Annotated in this window: 14 protein-coding genes and 1 tRNA gene; 5 read left to right on the top strand and 10 right to left on the bottom strand. The window is 68.4% G+C overall.

The features are described 5' to 3' along the window. Window positions 1-2: 2 nt before the first annotated feature. From ACTXPP_RS05690 to wzm, 6 genes are all read right to left on the bottom strand, one after another. Entirely contained in the window at window positions 3-659 is a 657-nt protein-coding gene (locus ACTXPP_RS05690) for an RES family NAD+ phosphorylase (protein WP_301498023.1), read from the bottom strand. After that, complete coding sequence (locus ACTXPP_RS05685) at window positions 656-1,252, bottom strand: hypothetical protein (RefSeq protein ID WP_301498025.1); 597 nt, start codon at window positions 1,250-1,252, stop codon at window positions 656-658. The genes ACTXPP_RS05690 and ACTXPP_RS05685 overlap by 4 nt, the downstream gene beginning before the upstream one ends. Window positions 1,253-1,316: 64 nt before the next feature. Then, window positions 1,317-1,772, bottom strand: a complete 456-nt coding sequence (locus tag ACTXPP_RS05680) for a TM2 domain-containing protein (protein ID WP_301498027.1) — start codon at window positions 1,770-1,772, stop codon at window positions 1,317-1,319. Between the two features lie 224 nt (window positions 1,773-1,996). After that, a complete protein-coding gene (locus tag ACTXPP_RS05675) occupies window positions 1,997-2,815 on the bottom strand; it encodes a hypothetical protein (RefSeq protein ID WP_443341287.1) in 819 nt (272 codons plus the stop codon). A gap of 127 nt (window positions 2,816-2,942) precedes the next feature. After that, window positions 2,943-3,731 carry a galactan export ABC transporter ATP-binding subunit Wzt/RfbE gene (gene wzt / locus ACTXPP_RS05670; protein ID WP_301498030.1) on the bottom strand — a complete coding sequence of 263 codons (789 nt, stop codon included), beginning with the start codon at window positions 3,729-3,731 and terminating at the stop codon, window positions 2,943-2,945. Between the two features lie 22 nt (window positions 3,732-3,753). After that, the gene (wzm, locus tag ACTXPP_RS05665; protein WP_443341285.1) at window positions 3,754-4,656 is read right to left on the bottom strand and encodes a galactan export ABC transporter permease subunit Wzm/RfbD; all 903 of its coding nucleotides are present in this window, start codon (window positions 4,654-4,656) and stop codon (window positions 3,754-3,756) included. Window positions 4,657-4,903: 247 nt separating this feature from the next. Here wzm and ACTXPP_RS05660 point away from each other — a divergent pair, with 247 nt between their 5' ends. Further along, the gene (locus ACTXPP_RS05660) at window positions 4,904-6,184 is read left to right on the top strand and encodes an aminotransferase class V-fold PLP-dependent enzyme (protein WP_443341282.1); all 1,281 of its coding nucleotides are present in this window, start codon (window positions 4,904-4,906) and stop codon (window positions 6,182-6,184) included. 4 nt (window positions 6,185-6,188) lie between these two features. Here the strand turns inward: ACTXPP_RS05660 and ACTXPP_RS05655 are convergent, their stop codons facing one another. Together ACTXPP_RS05655 and ACTXPP_RS05650 are read right to left on the bottom strand one after the other, a co-directional pair. Further along, complete coding sequence (locus tag ACTXPP_RS05655) at window positions 6,189-7,178, bottom strand: NAD(P)H-quinone oxidoreductase (RefSeq protein ID WP_301498532.1); 990 nt, start codon at window positions 7,176-7,178, stop codon at window positions 6,189-6,191. 57 nt (window positions 7,179-7,235) lie between these two features. Then, entirely contained in the window at window positions 7,236-7,658 is a 423-nt protein-coding gene (locus tag ACTXPP_RS05650) for a hypothetical protein (RefSeq protein ID WP_443341279.1), read from the bottom strand. A gap of 162 nt (window positions 7,659-7,820) precedes the next feature. Here ACTXPP_RS05650 and ACTXPP_RS05645 point away from each other — a divergent pair. Beyond that, a tRNA-Ser gene (locus ACTXPP_RS05645) sits at window positions 7,821-7,908 on the top strand. A gap of 46 nt (window positions 7,909-7,954) precedes the next feature. Here the strand turns inward: ACTXPP_RS05645 and ACTXPP_RS05640 are convergent. Both ACTXPP_RS05640 and ACTXPP_RS05635 read right to left on the bottom strand, forming a co-directional pair. Beyond that, the gene (locus tag ACTXPP_RS05640) at window positions 7,955-8,665 is read right to left on the bottom strand and encodes a L,D-transpeptidase (protein ID WP_443341277.1); all 711 of its coding nucleotides are present in this window, start codon (window positions 8,663-8,665) and stop codon (window positions 7,955-7,957) included. 92 nt (window positions 8,666-8,757) lie between these two features. Beyond that, complete coding sequence (locus ACTXPP_RS05635) at window positions 8,758-9,528, bottom strand: hypothetical protein (RefSeq protein WP_301498217.1); 771 nt, start codon at window positions 9,526-9,528, stop codon at window positions 8,758-8,760. Between the two features lie 657 nt (window positions 9,529-10,185). Here ACTXPP_RS05635 and gltB point away from each other — a divergent pair. From gltB to ACTXPP_RS05620, 3 genes are all read left to right on the top strand, one after another. Beyond that, window positions 10,186-14,799, top strand: coding sequence for a glutamate synthase large subunit (gene gltB, locus ACTXPP_RS05630; RefSeq protein ID WP_443341344.1), 4,614 nt, complete (start codon window positions 10,186-10,188; stop codon window positions 14,797-14,799). Further along, on the top strand, window positions 14,799-16,376 hold the full coding sequence (locus ACTXPP_RS05625; RefSeq protein WP_301497220.1) for a glutamate synthase subunit beta: 1,578 nt from the start codon (window positions 14,799-14,801) through the stop codon (window positions 16,374-16,376). Before gltB ends, ACTXPP_RS05625 begins: the two co-directional genes overlap by 1 nt. Window positions 16,377-16,556: 180 nt before the next feature. Next, window positions 16,557-17,262: LysE family translocator (locus ACTXPP_RS05620; RefSeq protein ID WP_301497222.1), on the top strand; the 706-nt coding region annotated here is incomplete at its 3' end.

The following is a 17,262-nucleotide window of genomic DNA, read 5'->3' as shown; positions in this document are numbered from 1 at the left end:
GATCATTGTGCCATGTAGGGCCAGTGGAACCGGTGTGCGGCTCGTCTGGCCAGGACCGTCACCACCGGATAGGTGAGCGGACGGGAGAACTCTGGCGCCACAGGGAAGGCGGAGGACGCGGGTGCGAACAGGACGGTCATGGGCTGTCCGGTCACGGTGGAGGGGGTGAGAATCCCCTCGACCTGCGGGGAGTTGCCGACGGCGAGCTGGTCGTGAATGCTACGGGACCACGATCGGCAGATGGCCTTCGTCGCTTGGGGAAGCGTGGCACTGACACCCTGACGGATGGCCCAGTCCGACTCCGGCATGAGATTGAGTAGTCGCAGCGGACGCGACGGGGTCCAGGCGGTCATCAGTCGGTCGCCGCTGAGCACGATCGTCCTGAGTCCCTGGAAGACCTCGGCGAAGGCGGTGTCGGGGTCACCGGCACCGTAGTAGACGCCGTGGTCGGGGAAGGTGTCGCGCGGACCGGGGTGTGGGTCCCAGCGCATCGACGTCAGCGGTCCATATTCGCGGAACTGGTCCCACCGGGTGGGGTGGTTTCTGCGACTGGTCCGGACGCTGTGGATGCGCCAGATCGGGGAGTCGACGAGGACGAGGTCGCCCGCCTCCATGCTCAACGGCCGCCGTGGCGACCGCGGGTTCTTGGGGTGGTTCACCACATGTCCAGTTCGTCGGCGAGCTCAGCGACCAGAGTGGCTGATCCGCCGGCGCAGAGCCAGTCGACCGGGCTTGCACCGCCGAGCGCCTCGGTGGGCGTGGTCATGAAGGTCTCGATGACCCGCGGCGGCAGGTGGTCAGGCAGGGCAGGCAGGACGGTTCGGAGCCCGGGGACCGCCCGGGCATCCCCGGGGAACTGCCAGGTCGGGAACCGCAATGAGGTTCCTCGGACGCCTGCGCTCACCCCGTAGAGGTCGCCCTGCAAGCGGGAACGTCGGACGTTCGCCTCGGCGCGTCCGAGAAAGAGGGCGACCTCGGCGGTCGTCATCGACTCCTCCTCCACCTCGGCGGCGGCGAGTGCCTTTCCGGTGGCGGCACCGCTCACCGCGCGTTGCTGGGCGGGGCTGTTGAGGTCGTCGGCGGTGAGGTCGGCGTCCTCCAGCAGGAAGTCCCGTTCGCCACGGGTGAGGGGTTCAGCGGCACGGCCGACTTCGCCGAGGATGCCGATGAACTCCTCGGCGCCCATCGGCGACCCGTGCCGGAGCAGGGCGCGCTCCAGGGCCTCGATGTCGTCGAATGCTGCGCTGGTCACGGCATGAATGATGCGCGAGGATACGCCGTATCGCCATGGTGAACCGTGGGCGGTCGACCTCGGGTCAGCGGATGCCGCGCAGAGCCTTGCCGTAGGAACCGGTGCTTGTCGCGATCATGATGAACTGTGCAATGACGAGGCAGATGTGGAACGCCAGGACGATCCACCCCAGTACCGGGATGATGGTCAGCACCGCAAGCACCAGGTGCCAGATGCCCTTGCTGGTCTGCCCGAGGTAGAAGTTGTGGATGCCGAGGCCGCCGAAGAGGAAGCACAGAATCAGTGCGGCAACCATGGACTTCGGCTGGGCGGGAACCATCGGCTGCCCCTGCGGCTGGTGGGCGAGGTGCTGGGCCTGCTGGGCCAACGGGGTCGGCGGGGTCGCAGACTGCGGGCCGTACTTCGGGGCCGCCGAGGGCGCGGTCGACGGTGCGGACGTGGACGCCGGAGAAGGTGCGGGTGCTGCCGGACGGTCGAAGGTGTTGTTGGCGTTGGGGTTCTGTGCGTAGGGGTTGGTCATCTGGTGGCCTTTCTGGAGATGAGGGGTGATGTCCCTGGTGTCTGATGTTCAGTTGTTCACCGTATGGAACGGGTCGGACACGAAATCCTCGACTCGTCACTATGTTCGACATGGACGGCCTGTTACTCCCCACCGGCCCGAAGTAGGCATACCTGGAGGTACGGGAACCGCCCGGAACCCGTACCTCCAGGTATGCACATTTCACGCAGGCCGGGGTGCTGCCCTCAGTCGTTCTTCCCCGACTCGCTGAGCACGGCGTTGGTGTGGCGGACCATGGAGTGCGCCAGCTTCCGGTTCGCCCGCGCGCCCAGCACCGCACCGACACCCAACGGCAGCATCTTCGCGAAGGCGGCCCCGGTCATCCGGTGTCGCAGCTGGCGGAAGGCGATGCGTCCCAGTCGTGAGTTGATGTTCCGCTTCTCGGCCTCGCTGGCACCGCTCAGCTTCCGCAGGCCCTTGACCCCCCTCGCGCCCGACGCCGCAGACACCGCCTCATTCCCGGCCGCCCCTGCGATGCTGAACAGGATCAGACGTCGACGCGCTTCCCGGTGGTTGATGTCGATGCCGCGCAGCCGGGCGCTCGACAAGGTGTAGAGCGCGAAGACCTCGACGATGCCGAGCGCCTCGCCGCCGGCCGCACCCATGCTCAGGAGCGTCCCGATACCGGGGAAGAAGGCCAGCGCTCCGGTTCCCGCCCCGGTGCCGGTCGCCAGCGTGAGGAAGTGCCGGTCAATGACCTTCTGCTGCTCATCGACCATTTTTCTCCCGTGCCAGCGCTGGATGTGGTCGACGTACTTCTCGATCGCCGGGGCCTGGACCTCGGAGGCCTTGTCGACTACCGTGAAGAACTGACGGGCGAGCTTTCCGTCCGGCTCGTCCAAATCCGCGATGCCTTTGAGGGCTTCCCTGGATTCGGGAGACAGCTCGTCCTCACTGACGTCGGCGGATGTCCCGGCTGTTCCCGCTCTCCCCGCGGCCGCGGTGCCGGAATCGGTGGACGCATCGGTCCTGCGTAGACGGGAGATGTGCTTCAGGCGCTTCACACCCCTCAGGGTAGCGCCATCGCTACGCTACGGCAGCACACGTGCAGTGTTATCGGGATGCCGCAGCCGGACTACGACCGCACCTCACGCCGCCCTAAAGCCGGACTGCAGCCGTCCTATAGGCGCGCTACAGCCGCCCCAGGTCCCGCAGCACATTGCGCACGTGCTCCTGCGCCCCCGGCCCCTCGTACTGCCCGACGATCTCGTCGACCGGCCCGCAGGACCGGATCGACCCGTGGTCGACCCACAGTGCGGAGTCGCACAGCTGCGCCAGGAACTCATTGGAGTGTGAGGCGAACACCAGGATGCCGGACTTCTCCACCAGCGCCTGCAGCCGGATGCGGGCCTTCTCCATGAAGGACGCGTCGACCGCGCCGATGCCCTCGTCCAGCAGCAGGATCTCCGGCTCGATGGAGGTCACCACGCCCAGAGCCACACGCACGCGCATGCCGGTGGAGTAGGTGCGCAGCGGCATGGCCAGGTAGTCGCCGAGCTCGGTGAACTCCGCGATCTCGTCCATCTTGCGCTCCATGGACTTGCGGGACTCGCCGAGGAACAGGCCACGGACGATGATGTTCTCGAAGCCCGAGATCTCCGGGTCCATGCCCACACCCAGGTCGAAGACTGGGGCGACACGGCCCTTCACCACGGCAGACCCGCGGGTCGGCTCGTAGATGCCGGAGAGCAGGCGCAGCAGGGTGGACTTGCCGGCACCGTTGTGGCCGACCAGCCCGATGCGGTCGCCCTCCTTGAGGTGCAGGTTGATGTCCTTGAGTGCCTCGACGACGACGGTGTTGTCGGCGTTGCGTCCGATGGCGCCGCCCGCCGCACCGAGGAAGGCCTTCTTCAGGGAGCGGGACTTCGCGTCGAAGATGGGGAAGTCGACGCAGGCGTTGTAGGTGTCGATGGAAACCATGATTCTCTTCTCTCCTGCTTTCCTAGACCCAGTAGCTCACACGGGAGCGCCACTGGCGCATGAAGACCATGGCGAACAGGGTGCCCAGCACGGTCAGTGCGATCACGATCAGCCAGGAGCGCAGCTCGACTGGCTGGTCGATCATCGGGCCACGGACAACGGCCATGTAGTGGTACAGCGGGTTGAGCTCGGCCAGGTAGGCCTTGTTGCCGAGCTCACCTATGCGGTCCTTCAGGGTGGAGTCCATCCACACGATCGGGGTCATGTAGAACAGCAGCTGCACCAGGGACTCCAGCAGCGGGGCCACGTCGCGGAAGCGGGTGGCGATGATGCCGAAGAACATCGACACCCACACGCCATTGGCCACCAGCAGGGCCAGGCCCGGGATGGCCAGCAGCACCTCCCACCCGACCGGGATCTGGAAGATCGCCAGCAGCACCAGCCAGATCACCAGGTTGTGCAGCAGGAACAGGAACTGCCGCCACACCAGCCGGTAGACGTGCACGCTCAACGCACTGGGAAGCTGCTTGATCAGGCCCTCGTTGGTGATGAACACCTGGGAGCCCTCGTTGATGCAGCCGGCGATGAAGCTCCACAGGATCAGGCCGACGGCGACGTGCGGCAGGAACTCCTTCAGCTCGATGTTGAACAGCAGGGAGTACAGCAGACCCAGGGCGGTGGCCATCACACCGGTGGCGATGGTGATCCACACCGGACCCAGGACGGAGCGGCGGTAGCGCTGCTTGATGTCCTGCCAGCCCAGTACGAGCCAGAGTTCGCGCTGGCCGAAGCCGCGTTTCAGGTCGTCCCACGCGGCGCCGAGAGTCTGGGACTTCGACACAGGTGTGGAGTCGCCTTCGGGAGCGGCGACGAAACGCTCGTACTCCGCTGAGGTGGCGACGGGGGTTTTCTCGGAATCGGACACGGGATTACGGTACCCCGCGGTGGGGCCGGGGAGGGAAACTCACGCGAACCGGGGTGGTGGGTGCGACCCGCTCCGCGACCACTCCGCGACCACTCCGCGACCACTCCGCGACCACTCCGCGACCACTCCGCGACCGCTCCGCGCTTGCGCCGCGCCGGCCTTGCCGACAGACATCTTCTACCGATGTCCGGCCCGGGATGTAGTATCAGTGGCGGTCGAGACAGCAATGGAAAGGGGTCGACGGACAGTGTTCGACATCGCCAGGGTGCGTGGACTCTACGAATCGTCGTCCGAGGGCTGGACATATCTGAACGCAGCTCAGCGGGCGCAGCTGCCCGAGAAGGTCAGCTCCGCGGTGGCGCGCGCCTTCCGCGCCGCGCCGCTGCAGGGGGAGTCAGGACGTCCCCGCGGCGATGCCGCGGTGACCGCCGCGCGCGAGGCGATCGCCGACCTGGTCGGTGCGTCCCCCGAGTGTGTGGTGCTGGGCCCGTCGCGGGCGGCCCTGCTGGGAACCCTGGCGACCGCGGTGCCCCGCAAGCTGCGGATGGGACGCGGGGTCGTCCTGTCACGCATCGACGACCCGGCGAACTCCACCCCCTGGAAGCTCGCCGCGGACCTCTACGGTGCGACGGTGCAGTGGGCGGAGGCCGACCTGACCAGTGGCGCTCTCCCGGCCTGGCAGTACACCAGCCTGATCAGCATGGACACCTCCATCGTGGCGGTGCCGGCGGCGAACTCGCACCTGGGTACGGTCACCGACATCCGGGCGATCTCCGATACGCTGCGCGCGAAGTCGCACGGTTGGCTGGTCGTCGACGCCGGTGCCTACGCCCCCTACCGCCTGATCGACATGGCGGCCTGGGGTGCGGACGTCGTCGCCCTCGACATTGCTCCGCTGGGCGGCCCTGAGGTCGGGGCGCTCGTCTTCCGTGACCCCTCCCTGCTCGCCGAACTGCACACGAACGAGGCGCGCCGCGGACGCCACGCCACCCCGGACCCGCAGGCCCTGGCCGCGCGCCGGGTCGCCGCGCTGGAGCGCGACGGCATCTCACCGGGTCTGCTCGGTGGTGTGCCCGCCGTGGTCAACCACCTCGCCGAGTTGGACGAGGACGCCACGGGTACCCGACGTGAGCGCCTGGCGACGTCGCTGGCCTCCACCTCGGAGTACCTGGGGGGCCTGGCCGACTACCTCATCGACGGGCTGCGGGACCTGGACCGGGTGCACGTCATCGGTGTCGACGGGGAGTCCGACGGCGCCCACGACGATTCCACCTGGGGACGCCAGGGAAACCACGTCGACCGCCTGCCGCGGGTGAGTTTCCTGGTGCAGGGCATCGAGGCGGCAAGCGTGGGGGAGCGGTTGCTGAGCAACGGTGTCGTCGCCCAGACCGTGGGTCTGGAGGAGAGTGCGCTGTTCGACCAGATGGGTGTCGCAGAGATGGGCGGGGCGGTGTGCGTGGCCCTGGCCCCGCACAACACCCAGTTCGACGTGGACCTGCTGGTCCGCATCGTCGGCGGGATGGTGTAGCGGCCTACAGGCCGGCGACCTCGAGCACGACCTTGCCGGTGATCTCCCCGGCGAGCAGCGCCTTGTGGGCGTCCGCGGCATCCTGCACGTCGAAGACCCGGTCGACGTGGTGGGTGATCGTGCCGTCGGCCAGCAGCGGCCACACGTTCTCCACGGTCTCGGCGACGATCCGGGCCTTGTCCTCCCGGTCGCGGTAGCGCAGGCCGGTAGCGGAGACGTTGCCGCGCTTGCTCAGCAGTTTGGCGATGTTCAGCTCGCCCTTCACACCACCCTGCATGCCGATGATCACCAGGTGACCGTCCGGCGCCAGGGCCGAGATGTTGCCGTCGAGGTACTTCGCGCCGATGATGTCGAGGATCACGTCGGCCCCACCGATGCTCTTGACGACGGCGACGAAGTCCTCCTCGCGGTAGTTGATTAGCACATCCGCCCCGTAGCGGGTGCAGACGTCCAGCTTCTCCTGGCTGCCGGCGGTGACCGCCACCTGCACGCCGAGCGACTTGGCCAGCTGGATGGCGAAGATGCCCACCCCACCGCCACCACCGTGGATCAGCAGGGTGTCGCCCTCCTCGAGGTGCGCGGTCATCATCAGGTTCGACCAGACCGTGCAGGCCACCTCGATGACACTGGCGGCCTCGGCGAGGCTGAAACCGTCGGGGATCGGGACGAGCTGGCCGACCGGCACGGTGGTGTACTCGGCGTAGGCGCCGCCGGAGAGCAACGCGCCGACCTCGTCGCCGACCTCGTAGGGGGTGCCGTCCGGACGGGTACAGCCGTTCGGGTCGGAGATCATCCCGGTGGCCTCCAGGCCGAGGATCTCGGACACCCCGTTCGGCGGTGGGTAATGGCCCTTGGCCTGCAGTGTGTCTGCGCGGTTCAGCCCGGCGGCGGCGACCTGCACCAGCACCTCGCCCTCGTGCGGTGTGGGGGTGTGGGTCTCCTGCCAGGACAGGGAGTAGGGGTCGTTCAGGTCAGTCTGGATGATGGCCTTCATACTCCCCAGCGTACGGATCATCGGGCGTCGTGGGGGCCCGTCGGAGCCTGGGGGGGGTCAGCCGCCGGAGCGTCGGCGGCGGACCACCCGCAGGATCATGGGGTTGATGATCAGCGCGACACCGGGGTACACCAGCAGCCCGAGGCCGAAGATCACCGGCTCTCCGGCGTCCTGGCGTCCGAACCACATGCCCAGCACCACCAGGACCGCGCCGGCGATCACCTGCCACAGCGTCGCCCGGTGACGGGTGCTGAGCCCGGTACCATTGACGATCCCACCGAGGATCCCCCAGGAGAACAGCAGCCAGGTCAGGGGGATGAGCACGAAGGCGGTGTCAGCCGAGCTTGTGGCGCCCACCCGTGCCGCGATCGGCAGCAGGATGAAGGACGCCACGACCGCGACACCGCCGATGATCGCCCATGTCCGGGACGGGACGCCTCCGGGGTCGTGGTCAGCTGAACGGGCGGCTGATCTGTTCATGGGACCGTTCTACCCCAAAACCGTGTTCCGCCGCTGTGGCACAGCCGCGAGTCGGGGAGGCAGACCCGGGGATCGACGGCTGTACGAGGTGGTTCGGTGTTTCCCGGCGCCGGTGCGATACACTGGGTCCGCTGCGACGGCCCAGGCCAGATACGCAGCGTTGGAGATGTGGCAGAGCGGCCGAATGCACTGGTCTTGAAAACCAGCGACGAGAGATCGTCCAGGGGTTCAAATCCCCTCGTCTCCGCCAAACTTTGTCGTGGGGGACAACCGGCTACGGACCGGCTACAGGCCGGCTACACCACCTGCACCATGTCGCCGACCTGCAGGTGGTTGAAGAAGGCGACGGCGTCGTCGTGCCACAGTCGGACGCAACCGTGCGAGAGGACCGTCGGGGCGCCCTCGTGGAAGGCGATCCCGATGTCGTGCGGGTAGGTCGACCCGGCGGAGAAGTACACCGCATACGGCATCGGCGCGTTGTAGGGGCGCGACCACTCGTCGACCACCTTGCGGGTGACCCGGGTCGTCCCCGGCGGGGTCTCGAACCCGGGCTTGCCGGTGCTGACCTGGACCGGACCGCGCACGACATTGCCGGCGCCGTCCTGCAGCCACGCCTGCTGGCTGCCGAGGCTCACGCAGGCCCGGGCCTGGGCGGAGCAGGGCGTCGACGGAGCCGACCGAGACTGAGGCTGCGGCTGCGGCTGTGGTGCGGGGGACGGGGCAGGTGCCTGTCCACCGGGTCGGGGCAGCGACCCGGGCAGTGCGTCCTCGATGGAACTCTGCAGGTCGGAGACGCCCGAGAGGTCACGCACGTCCGGCAGGTCACCCAGGCCCGGGATCGACGGCAGCGACTGGGCGACCGTCTGGGTCTGGGTGGCCGTGGCGCCGGGGGAGCCACCGTCACCACCGTCACCTGGGGCAGCGGTCGCTGCCGGGGCGACGGCGAACGCGGCCACCATGGCGACGGCACCGATGAACAACTTCATGAGTCGACCGATGGTGTTCATCGGAACTCACCTTCACTTTCAGGCACTCCCGTGCGTTTTGGTGTCGAGGATGTCGTTACTTCCACCGTACGCGCCCGGCAAAATGTTTCATCTCACTCCAGCACCGTGATGCGTTCGAGCTCCGGCAGTCGCAGCGTGGTCCCGTCGGCCAGCTTCACCCGGACGTCCTCCCCGACCTCGGCGGTCACCAGCGATATCCAGCGGAAACTGTCCCGGTCCACTGCGCGCCGGGAGACGTCGAACAGCCACAGTGTCCGGTCGACCACCAGGCTCGCCCCAGCGAACTCATCGCCGACGAGCTGCAGGTGGTAGACGTGCCCGTCGAGCGCATCGCGCCGCAGTCCGCTCAGCGAGGTCACCGGGCCAGCCGGGGCGTCCACTGCGCTGATCCGGCTGACCAGCCCGAACCGGTGGACGAAGCCGTCGGTGTCGAGGATCGTCAGCGGCCCGCCGACACTCGCCGCGCGCACCCCGCCGTGGCGCCACACCGTGGGCTGCGGCATCTCGGCACTGACGGAGCCGCCGGAGCCCCTCTTGCGCCCGGCCCGCGGTGTCGGTCCGGACCGCGCCGGACGCACCGCTGCCCAGGTGTCGTCGATGGTGACCCGGTGCGCGGGCTGCTCGGTGTCGATGAGGAAGCGCCCCGACCCGCCGGAACCGACCGTCAGGTCCGCCGGCAACCGTGCCGGACGCTCGGACGCCAGAGCGTCCAACACCTCCACTACCTCCTCGTCGGTGGAGTTCCAGGCGATGCCCCTGGTCTCGAGGATGCCGTAGACCTGCGGCAGGGTCAGGTCGGGCTGGGCCTCCCAGACGCTGCGGACAGCGTCGAGGACTCGGGGAATACGCAGGGGGTCTTTCACGGTCACCAACGCTACTCGACGGGGACGTGATCCCCCGCGACCCGGACCGCCGGCTCCCGACCCGGACCGCCGGCTCCCGACCCGGACCGCCGGGGACCGCGACCAGAACAAAGCCGACGGAGAGGTCACTTATCGTCCTCGAAAATGACCCCTCCGTAGCCTTAGTTCCCCAGCCCCCGTAGACGTGTCGGATAAGTGGGACGGATCGTCGCCCTGGCCCGGGTAACCCATCGAATGGTCCCACCTATCCAACATCACCCGACCTCACCCCACATCGCCGGAGACCACTTGACGCCGCCCGACATCATCTGACATCGCCCGACACCATCCCGCAGGAGCAGAGGTAGGTGTATGCGGCGAAGATCGCACCGGGAATGCAGGCCGGGTGACGCACCAGAAACTGCCCGTTAACGCACCCGAAATAATCGTGCCACATAATGAGACTTCCGCATTGTGCGCCAGTTGGACGAGCTGGTGCAGGCAGGCGTCCGCACCCTGACCGGTGCGACACAAAAGGACGTCCCGATCCACGAATGGAGGTTGACTACCCCCGTGACCAGAACAGAGGCACGACACCCGAACGCTGAGGCACGCACCGCAGGTCGAGAAGAAAGCACCGCCCGAACGGTAGCCACGACAGCACCCGGTCCCCAGGGCCTGTACCACCCGAGCCGCGAACACGACGCCTGTGGTGTCGCGTTCGTCGCCGACATGCACGGCCGGGCCACCCACGACATCGTGGACAAGGGCATCCGGGCACTGGTGAACCTGGACCACCGCGGTGCCGCGGGTGCCGAGAAGAACACCGGCGACGGTGCGGGCATCCTGCTGCAGGTCCCCGACCGCTTCTACCGGGAGGTCCTCGCCGAGCAGGGCATCGAGCTGCCCGCCGCCGGCACCTACGCCACCGGTATCGCCTTCCTCCCGGCCTCCCGCATGGCCGCCCTCGACGCCATGCGCGCCGTGGAATCCATCATCGCCGAGGAGCAGCTCGACCTCATCGGCTGGCGTGAGGTCCCGGTCGACGACTCCGCTCTGGGTGCGATGGCCCGCGACGCTGAGCCGATCTTCTACCAGCTCTTCCTCTCCGGCACGGACGCTGCCGGCAACGTCCTGGAGGGCATCGAGCTGGACCGCCGGGTGTGGTTCGTCCGCAAGCGCGCCGAGCGCGAGCTCGGTTCCAAGGGCCCGGGCTCCGGCACCGGCGCAGACACCATCTACTTCCCGTCGCTGTCCGCCCGGACCATCGTCTACAAGGGCATGCTGACCACCCCGCAGCTGCGGGACTTCTACCTTGACCTGCAGGATGAGCGTGTCGAGTCCGCCCTGGCGATCGTCCACTCCCGTTTCTCCACGAATACCTTCCCGTCCTGGCCGCTGGCGCACCCCTTCCGTCTGCTCGCGCACAACGGCGAGATCAACACGGTGCGCGGCAACGAGAACTGGATGCGTGCCCGCGAGTCCCAGATCCGTTCGGAGGCCCTCGGCGACATCGAGCGCGTCCTGCCGATCTGCGACCCCGCCGGCTCCGACACCGGACGCTTCGACGAGGCCCTGGAGCTGCTCCACCTCGCCGGACGTTCCCTCCCGCACGCGGTGATGATGACCGTCCCGCAGGCCTGGGAGCGCCACCGCAACATCGACCCGGACGTCCGCGCCTTCTACGAGTACCACTCCTCCCTCATGGAGGCGTGGGACGGCCCGGCCGCCCTGGTGTTCACCGACGGCACCGTCATCGGCTCGGTGCTCGACCGCAACGGCCTGCGTCCCGGACGCGTGTGGGTCACCCGCGACGGCCTGGTCATCGGTGGTTCCGAGACCGGCCTGCTGCCCGTGCCGCCGGAGGAGATCGTCCAGCGTCGCCGGATCGAGCCCGGCCGTATGTTCCTCGTTGACACGAAGCAGGGGCGCATCATCCCGGACGAGGAGATCAAGACCGCCCTCGCCGACAAGCCCTACCGTCAGTGGGTCGAGGAGAACCTGGTGCGCTTCGGTGACCTGCCGCAGGCCCAGTACGACCCGATGAGCCACGAGCGTGTGGTGCTGCGTCAGCGCGTCTTCGGTTTCACCGAGGAGGATGTCGACCTGCTCATCGCGCCGCTGGCCAGGACCGGTGCCGAGGAGCTCGGCTCGATGGGCACCGACACACCCATCGCCGCGCTGTCCGACCGTCCCCGGATGCTCTTCGACTTCTTCGCCCAGCGCTTCGCCCAGGTCACCAACCCGCCGCTGGACTCCATCCGCGAGAAGATGGTGACCAGCATGTTCACCCAGTTGGGACGCCAGGTCGACATCACCACCGAGGTGCCTGAGGCCGCCCACCGGATCCACCTGGACACCCCCGTCCTGAAGAACTCCGCCCTGCTCACCCTGCGTGAGGCCGGCCGGCACGAGGGCCTCGGCGACTTCCGCTCCGCGGTGATCTCCGGCCTGTACCCGGTCGCCCATGGCGGCCGCGGCATGCGCGAGGCCATCGAGCGCGTCCGTCGTGAGACCTCCCAGGCCATCGCCGACGGCGCGACCCTGATCATCCTCTCCGACCGTGAGTCGGACGAGCGCCTCGCCCCGATCCCCTCCCTGCTGCTGACCAGCGCCGTCCACCAGCACCTCGTCGCCGAGCGCACCCGCACCCGGGCGTCGCTGATCATCGAGTCCGGTGACGCCCGCGAGGTCCACCACCTCGCCATGCTGCTGACCTTCGGCGCGGACGCGATCAACCCCTACATGGCCATGGAAACCATCGACGAGCTGCGCATCCGTGGTGAGCTCGGCGAGCTGACCACCGGTGAGGCCTGCGACAACTTCGTCGCCGCCGCCACCGCCAGCGTGCAGAAGATCATGTCCAAGATGGGCATCGCCACCGTGGCGTCCTACCGTGGCGCACAGCTCGCCGACGTCACCGGCCTGCACCAGCGCGTCCTCGACGACTACTTCACCGGCTGCTTCAGCCCGATCTCCGGCATCGGCCTGGACGAGATCGCCGCCGACGTCGCCGTGCGTCACCGCTTCGCCTTCCTGCCGCGGCCCGAGGAGGCTGCCCACCGGGAGCTCGAGATCGGTGGCGAGTACAAGTGGCGCCGCGAGGGCGAGTACCACCTGTTCAACCCGGAGACCGTCTTCAAGCTGCAGCACGCCACCCGCACCGGCGCCTACCGCATCTTCAAGGAGTACTCCGAGAAGGTCGACAACCAGTCCAAGCGCCTGGCCACCCTGCGTGGCCTGTTCGAGTTGCACTCCGACCGCCCGTCGATCCCCGTCGAGGAGGTCGAGCCGGTCAGCGAGATCGTGAAGCGGTTCTCCACCGGCGCGATGAGCTACGGCTCCATCTCCGCCGAGGCCCACGAGACCCTCGCCATCGCGATGAACCAGCTCAAGGGCATGTCGAACTCCGGTGAGGGCGGCGAGGACCCCGCCCGCTTCGAGCCGGAGGCCGACGGCACCTGGCGTCGTTCGGCGATCAAGCAGGTCGCCTCGGGACGCTTCGGCGTGACCAGCCACTACCTCAACAACTGCACCGACATCCAGATCAAGATGGCCCAGGGAGCCAAGCCCGGTGAGGGCGGCCAGCTGCCGCCGCACAAGGTCTACCCGTGGATCGCCGAGGTGCGTGTCACCACCCCGGGTGTCGGCCTGATCTCCCCGCCGCCGCACCACGACATCTACTCCATCGAGGACCTGGCGCAGCTCATCCACGACCTGAAGAACGCCAACCCGGACGCCCGGATCCACGTCAAGCTCGTCGCCGAGCAGGGCGTGGGCACCGTCGCCGCCGGTGTCTCCAAGGCACATGCGGACGTGGTGCTGATATCCGGGCACGACGGCGGAACCGGTGCGTCCCCCCTGAACTCGCTGAAGCACGCCGGTGGTCCCTGGGAGCTCGGCCTCGCCGAGACCCAGCAGACCCTGCTGATGAACGGCCTGCGTGACCGCATCACCGTCCAGTGCGACGGCCAGATGAAGACCGGACGCGACGTCATCGTCGCCGCCCTCCTCGGCGCCGAGGAGTTCGGCTTCGCCACCGCACCGCTGGTCGTCGAGGGCTGCATCATGATGCGCGTCTGCCACCTGGACACCTGCCCGGTGGGCGTGGCTACCCAGAACCCGGACCTGCGCAAGCGGTTCACCGGCCAGGCCGAGCACGTCGTCAACTTCTTCACCTTCATCGCCGAAGAGGTCCGCGAGTACCTCGCCGAGCTCGGCTTCCGCAGCGTGGAGGAAGCCGTCGGCCACTCCGAGTGCCTGCGCGACGGCAGCAGGGAGATCACGGGCACCGGCGGCAGCGACGGTAAGAGCCACAAGACCGCCGGCGCGCTGGACCTCTCCCCGATCTTCCACCAGCCCGACAGCCCCTTCATGCACCAGGACCGCCACCGCACCAAGGAGCAGGACCACAGCCTGGAGGGCGCGCTGGACAACCAGATCCGCGCCGCCGCCGAGGAGACCATCCGACGCGCCGCCGCCGGTGAGGGCACCAGCATCGACCTGGCGTACCCGATCGCCAACGTCAACCGCTCGGTCGGCACCATGACCGGCTCACTGATCAGCCGGGTCGCCGGACGAGACGGACTGCCGGACGGCACCGTGAACCTCACCTTCACCGGCTCGGCCGGAAACTCCTTCGGAGCCTTCGTGCCCAAGGGCATGACCCTGACCCTGTTCGGCGACGCCAACGACTACGTCGCCAAGGGACTCTCCGGTGGCACCATCGCCATCCGCCCCGACGACCGGGACGCCGCGGTCGGCGAGCACCAGGTCATCGCCGGCAACGTGCTCGGCTTCGGCGGCGTCTCCGGTGAGATGTTCATCCGCGGTGCGGTCGGCGAGCGCTTCTGCGTCCGCAACTCCGGCGTCACCGCCGTGGTCGAGGGCATGGGCAACCACGGCTGCGAGTACATGACCGGCGGCCGGGTGATCAACCTCGGCCCGGTCGGCGAGAACTTCGGCGCCGGCATGTCCGGCGGTATCGCCTACCTGCTGGACGACGGCACGGGCCTGGACGGCATCGCCAAGCGCATCAACCCCGAACTCGTCGACGTGGAGCTGGTCGGCAGCCGGGCCGACACCGCCGACCCCGCCGAGCTCGACTGGCTGGTCGACACCATCGGCCGCCACCGCCAGCTCACCGGATCCACCATCGACGTGGACCCCTGCGCACTGATCAAGGTCATGCCGCGCGACTACCGGCGCGTCCTGCAGACCATCGAGGCCGCCCGCGATGCCGGCCTCGACACCGACGGCATCAACGCCGCCATCATGGAAGGAGTGAAGTAATGGCTGACCCGCACGGATTCATGAAGTACCGCCGTAAGGAGGCGGCCAACCGTCCCGTCCCGCTGCGCCTGCTGGACTTCAAGGACGTCCACGAGCACATGGCCGACAGTGACGTCGAGACCCAGGCCGCACGCTGCATGGACTGCGGTGTGCCCTTCTGCCACGACGGCTGCCCGCTGGGCAACATCATCCCCGAGTGGAATGACCTGGTGCGCCGCGGCCGCTGGGAGGAGGCCTACAACCGGCTGCACGCCACGAACAACTTCCCCGAGTTCACCGGACGCATCTGCCCCGCCCCCTGCGAGGGTGCCTGCGTGCTCGGAATCGAGGGCATCGGCGCCGGCGCCGGGATCGGCGAACCGGTCGCCATCAAGACCGTGGAGCTGCAGATCGTCGAGCACGCCTACGAGCACGGCTGGGTGAAGCCGGTGACGGCCAGCTTCTCCACCGGCCAGTCCGTGGCCGTGGTCGGCTCCGGTCCCGCCGGTCTGGCCGCCGCCCAGCAGCTCACCCGCGCCGGGCACCGGGTCACCGTCTTCGAGCGGGACGACCGCATCGGCGGCCTGCTGCGCTACGGCGTGCCGGACTACAAGCTCGAGGCCCGCTATATCGACCGGCGTATCGAGCAGATGGAGGCCGAGGGCACCATCTTCCGCACCAGCATCTCCCCGTCGGTGGAGGACCTCGCCGGCTTCGACGCCGTGGTCATGGCCGTCGGCGCGACCGTCCCGCGTGAGGTTTCCTTCGCTGGCCGTGAGCTCGACGGCGTTCACCAGGCGATGGACTACCTGCCGCAGGCCAACCGGGTCGTCGCCGGTGATATTGAGGAGCCGGAGATCACCGCCCGTGGCAAGAACGTCGTGATCATCGGCGGCGGCGACACCGGCACGGACTGCTTCGGCACCGCCCTGCGTCAGGGTGCCGCCTCGGTCCGCCAGTTCGACTACAACCCGACGCCGGGGGAGAACCGCACCGCCGGTAACCCGTGGCCGGTGTGGCCGAAGATCTGGCGCGTGGCCACCGCCCATGAAGAAGGCGAGTACACCATCACCGGTAACGAGTCCGCCGATGAGATCGCCGCACTGGGGCTGGCGTCGCGGGCCCCGGGTGAGCCGCTGGGTCACCGGGACTTCCGTATCAACACCGTGGAGCTCACCGGTGAGGACGGTAAGGTCACCGGCCTGCACGCCGCGCAGTGCGAGCGGACGCCGGACGGCATGGTCAACCTGCCGGGCACCGATGTCGTGATGGACGCTGACCTGGTGCTGCTGGCCGTCGGCTTCACCGGTGCGGACCAGAAGGGCATCGTCTCCGAGCTGGGGCTGCCGGTGGATGCGCGTGGCCGGTTGGTCCGCGACGACAACTACCGCAGCTGGTGGCCGGAGACCCCGGGGATCCGCGAGGCCGGTTTCGACGCCCCGGTGTTCTCCACCGGTGATGCCGGACGTGGCGCGTCGCTGATCGTCTGGGCCATTGCCGAGGGCCGTGCCTGTGCCGCGGAGGTCGACCGGGTGCTGATGGGCGAGACCGCGCTGCCGAACCCGGTCGCCCCGTCGGACGCGCCGCTGAGCGTGTAGCGCGGCTGGGCTGAACCCCGCGCTGCTGAGCCTGGCACAACGCAACATAGACGGAGAGGTCACTCTGAGCCCTGAAAAGTGACCTCTCCGTCTATGTTGCGTGCTGCCGTGGTTGGACTGCCGTCGGACTACCGTAGGTCGCCGCAGAGGGGGCCGGCGCACTGAGTACACTGACCTCATATGACCAGCGCCGCCCTCCTCAGCATCCTCGTCGCCTGGCTGCTGGCTATCGCCTCGCCGGGTCCGGACCTGGTGCAGATCCTGCGGCTGGGGGCGGTGCGGCGCAACGGTGTCGCCTGCGCCCTGGGCATCATGACCGGCAACACCCTGTGGATCGTCGCCAGCATGCTCGGGCTGTCCACCCTGGCCAATACCGTGGACTGGGTGCTGACCGTCCTCTTCCTCGTCGGCGGTTCCTTCCTGATGTGGATGGGACAGGGCGCGTTGCGCTCCGGGCTGGCCGAACGCCGGTCGGCTCGCACCGTGGTCGCTGCCGGGCAGGACGGGCAGGATGGGCAGGACGCAGTGATGGGGGACGCAGCGTCCGACAACACCCCGACCGCCACCACCCTCCGCGTCACCACCGCCCAGGCCTGGCGTCTCGGTCTTGCCACCAACCTGGCGAATCCGAAAGCGCTGGTGTTCTTCGGCGCGGTCTTCGCCGGCTTCGTCCCGCCGGACACCAGCTGGGCGATGCGCGGCATCATCCTGGTGATGCTGCTGGCCACAGGTATAGCCTGGTTCGTTGCCGTGGCGTGGATGGTGTCGGTGCCGCGCCTGTCCCGCGCCCTGCAGCGCGCGGGCGCCTGGATCGACATCGTCGCCGGTGTGGTGTTCCTGCTCCTCGGTGCATTCCTGGTGTTCGAGGGAATAATCGGGGCAATCT

Origin of the sequence: Candidatus Corynebacterium faecigallinarum (assembly GCF_052264515.1) — a bacterium.
Lineage (GTDB): Bacteria > Actinomycetota > Actinomycetes > Mycobacteriales > Mycobacteriaceae > Corynebacterium > Corynebacterium faecigallinarum.
Note: the sequence above shows the minus strand (reverse complement) of the source record. Positions and strands in the feature narration are given on the sequence as shown.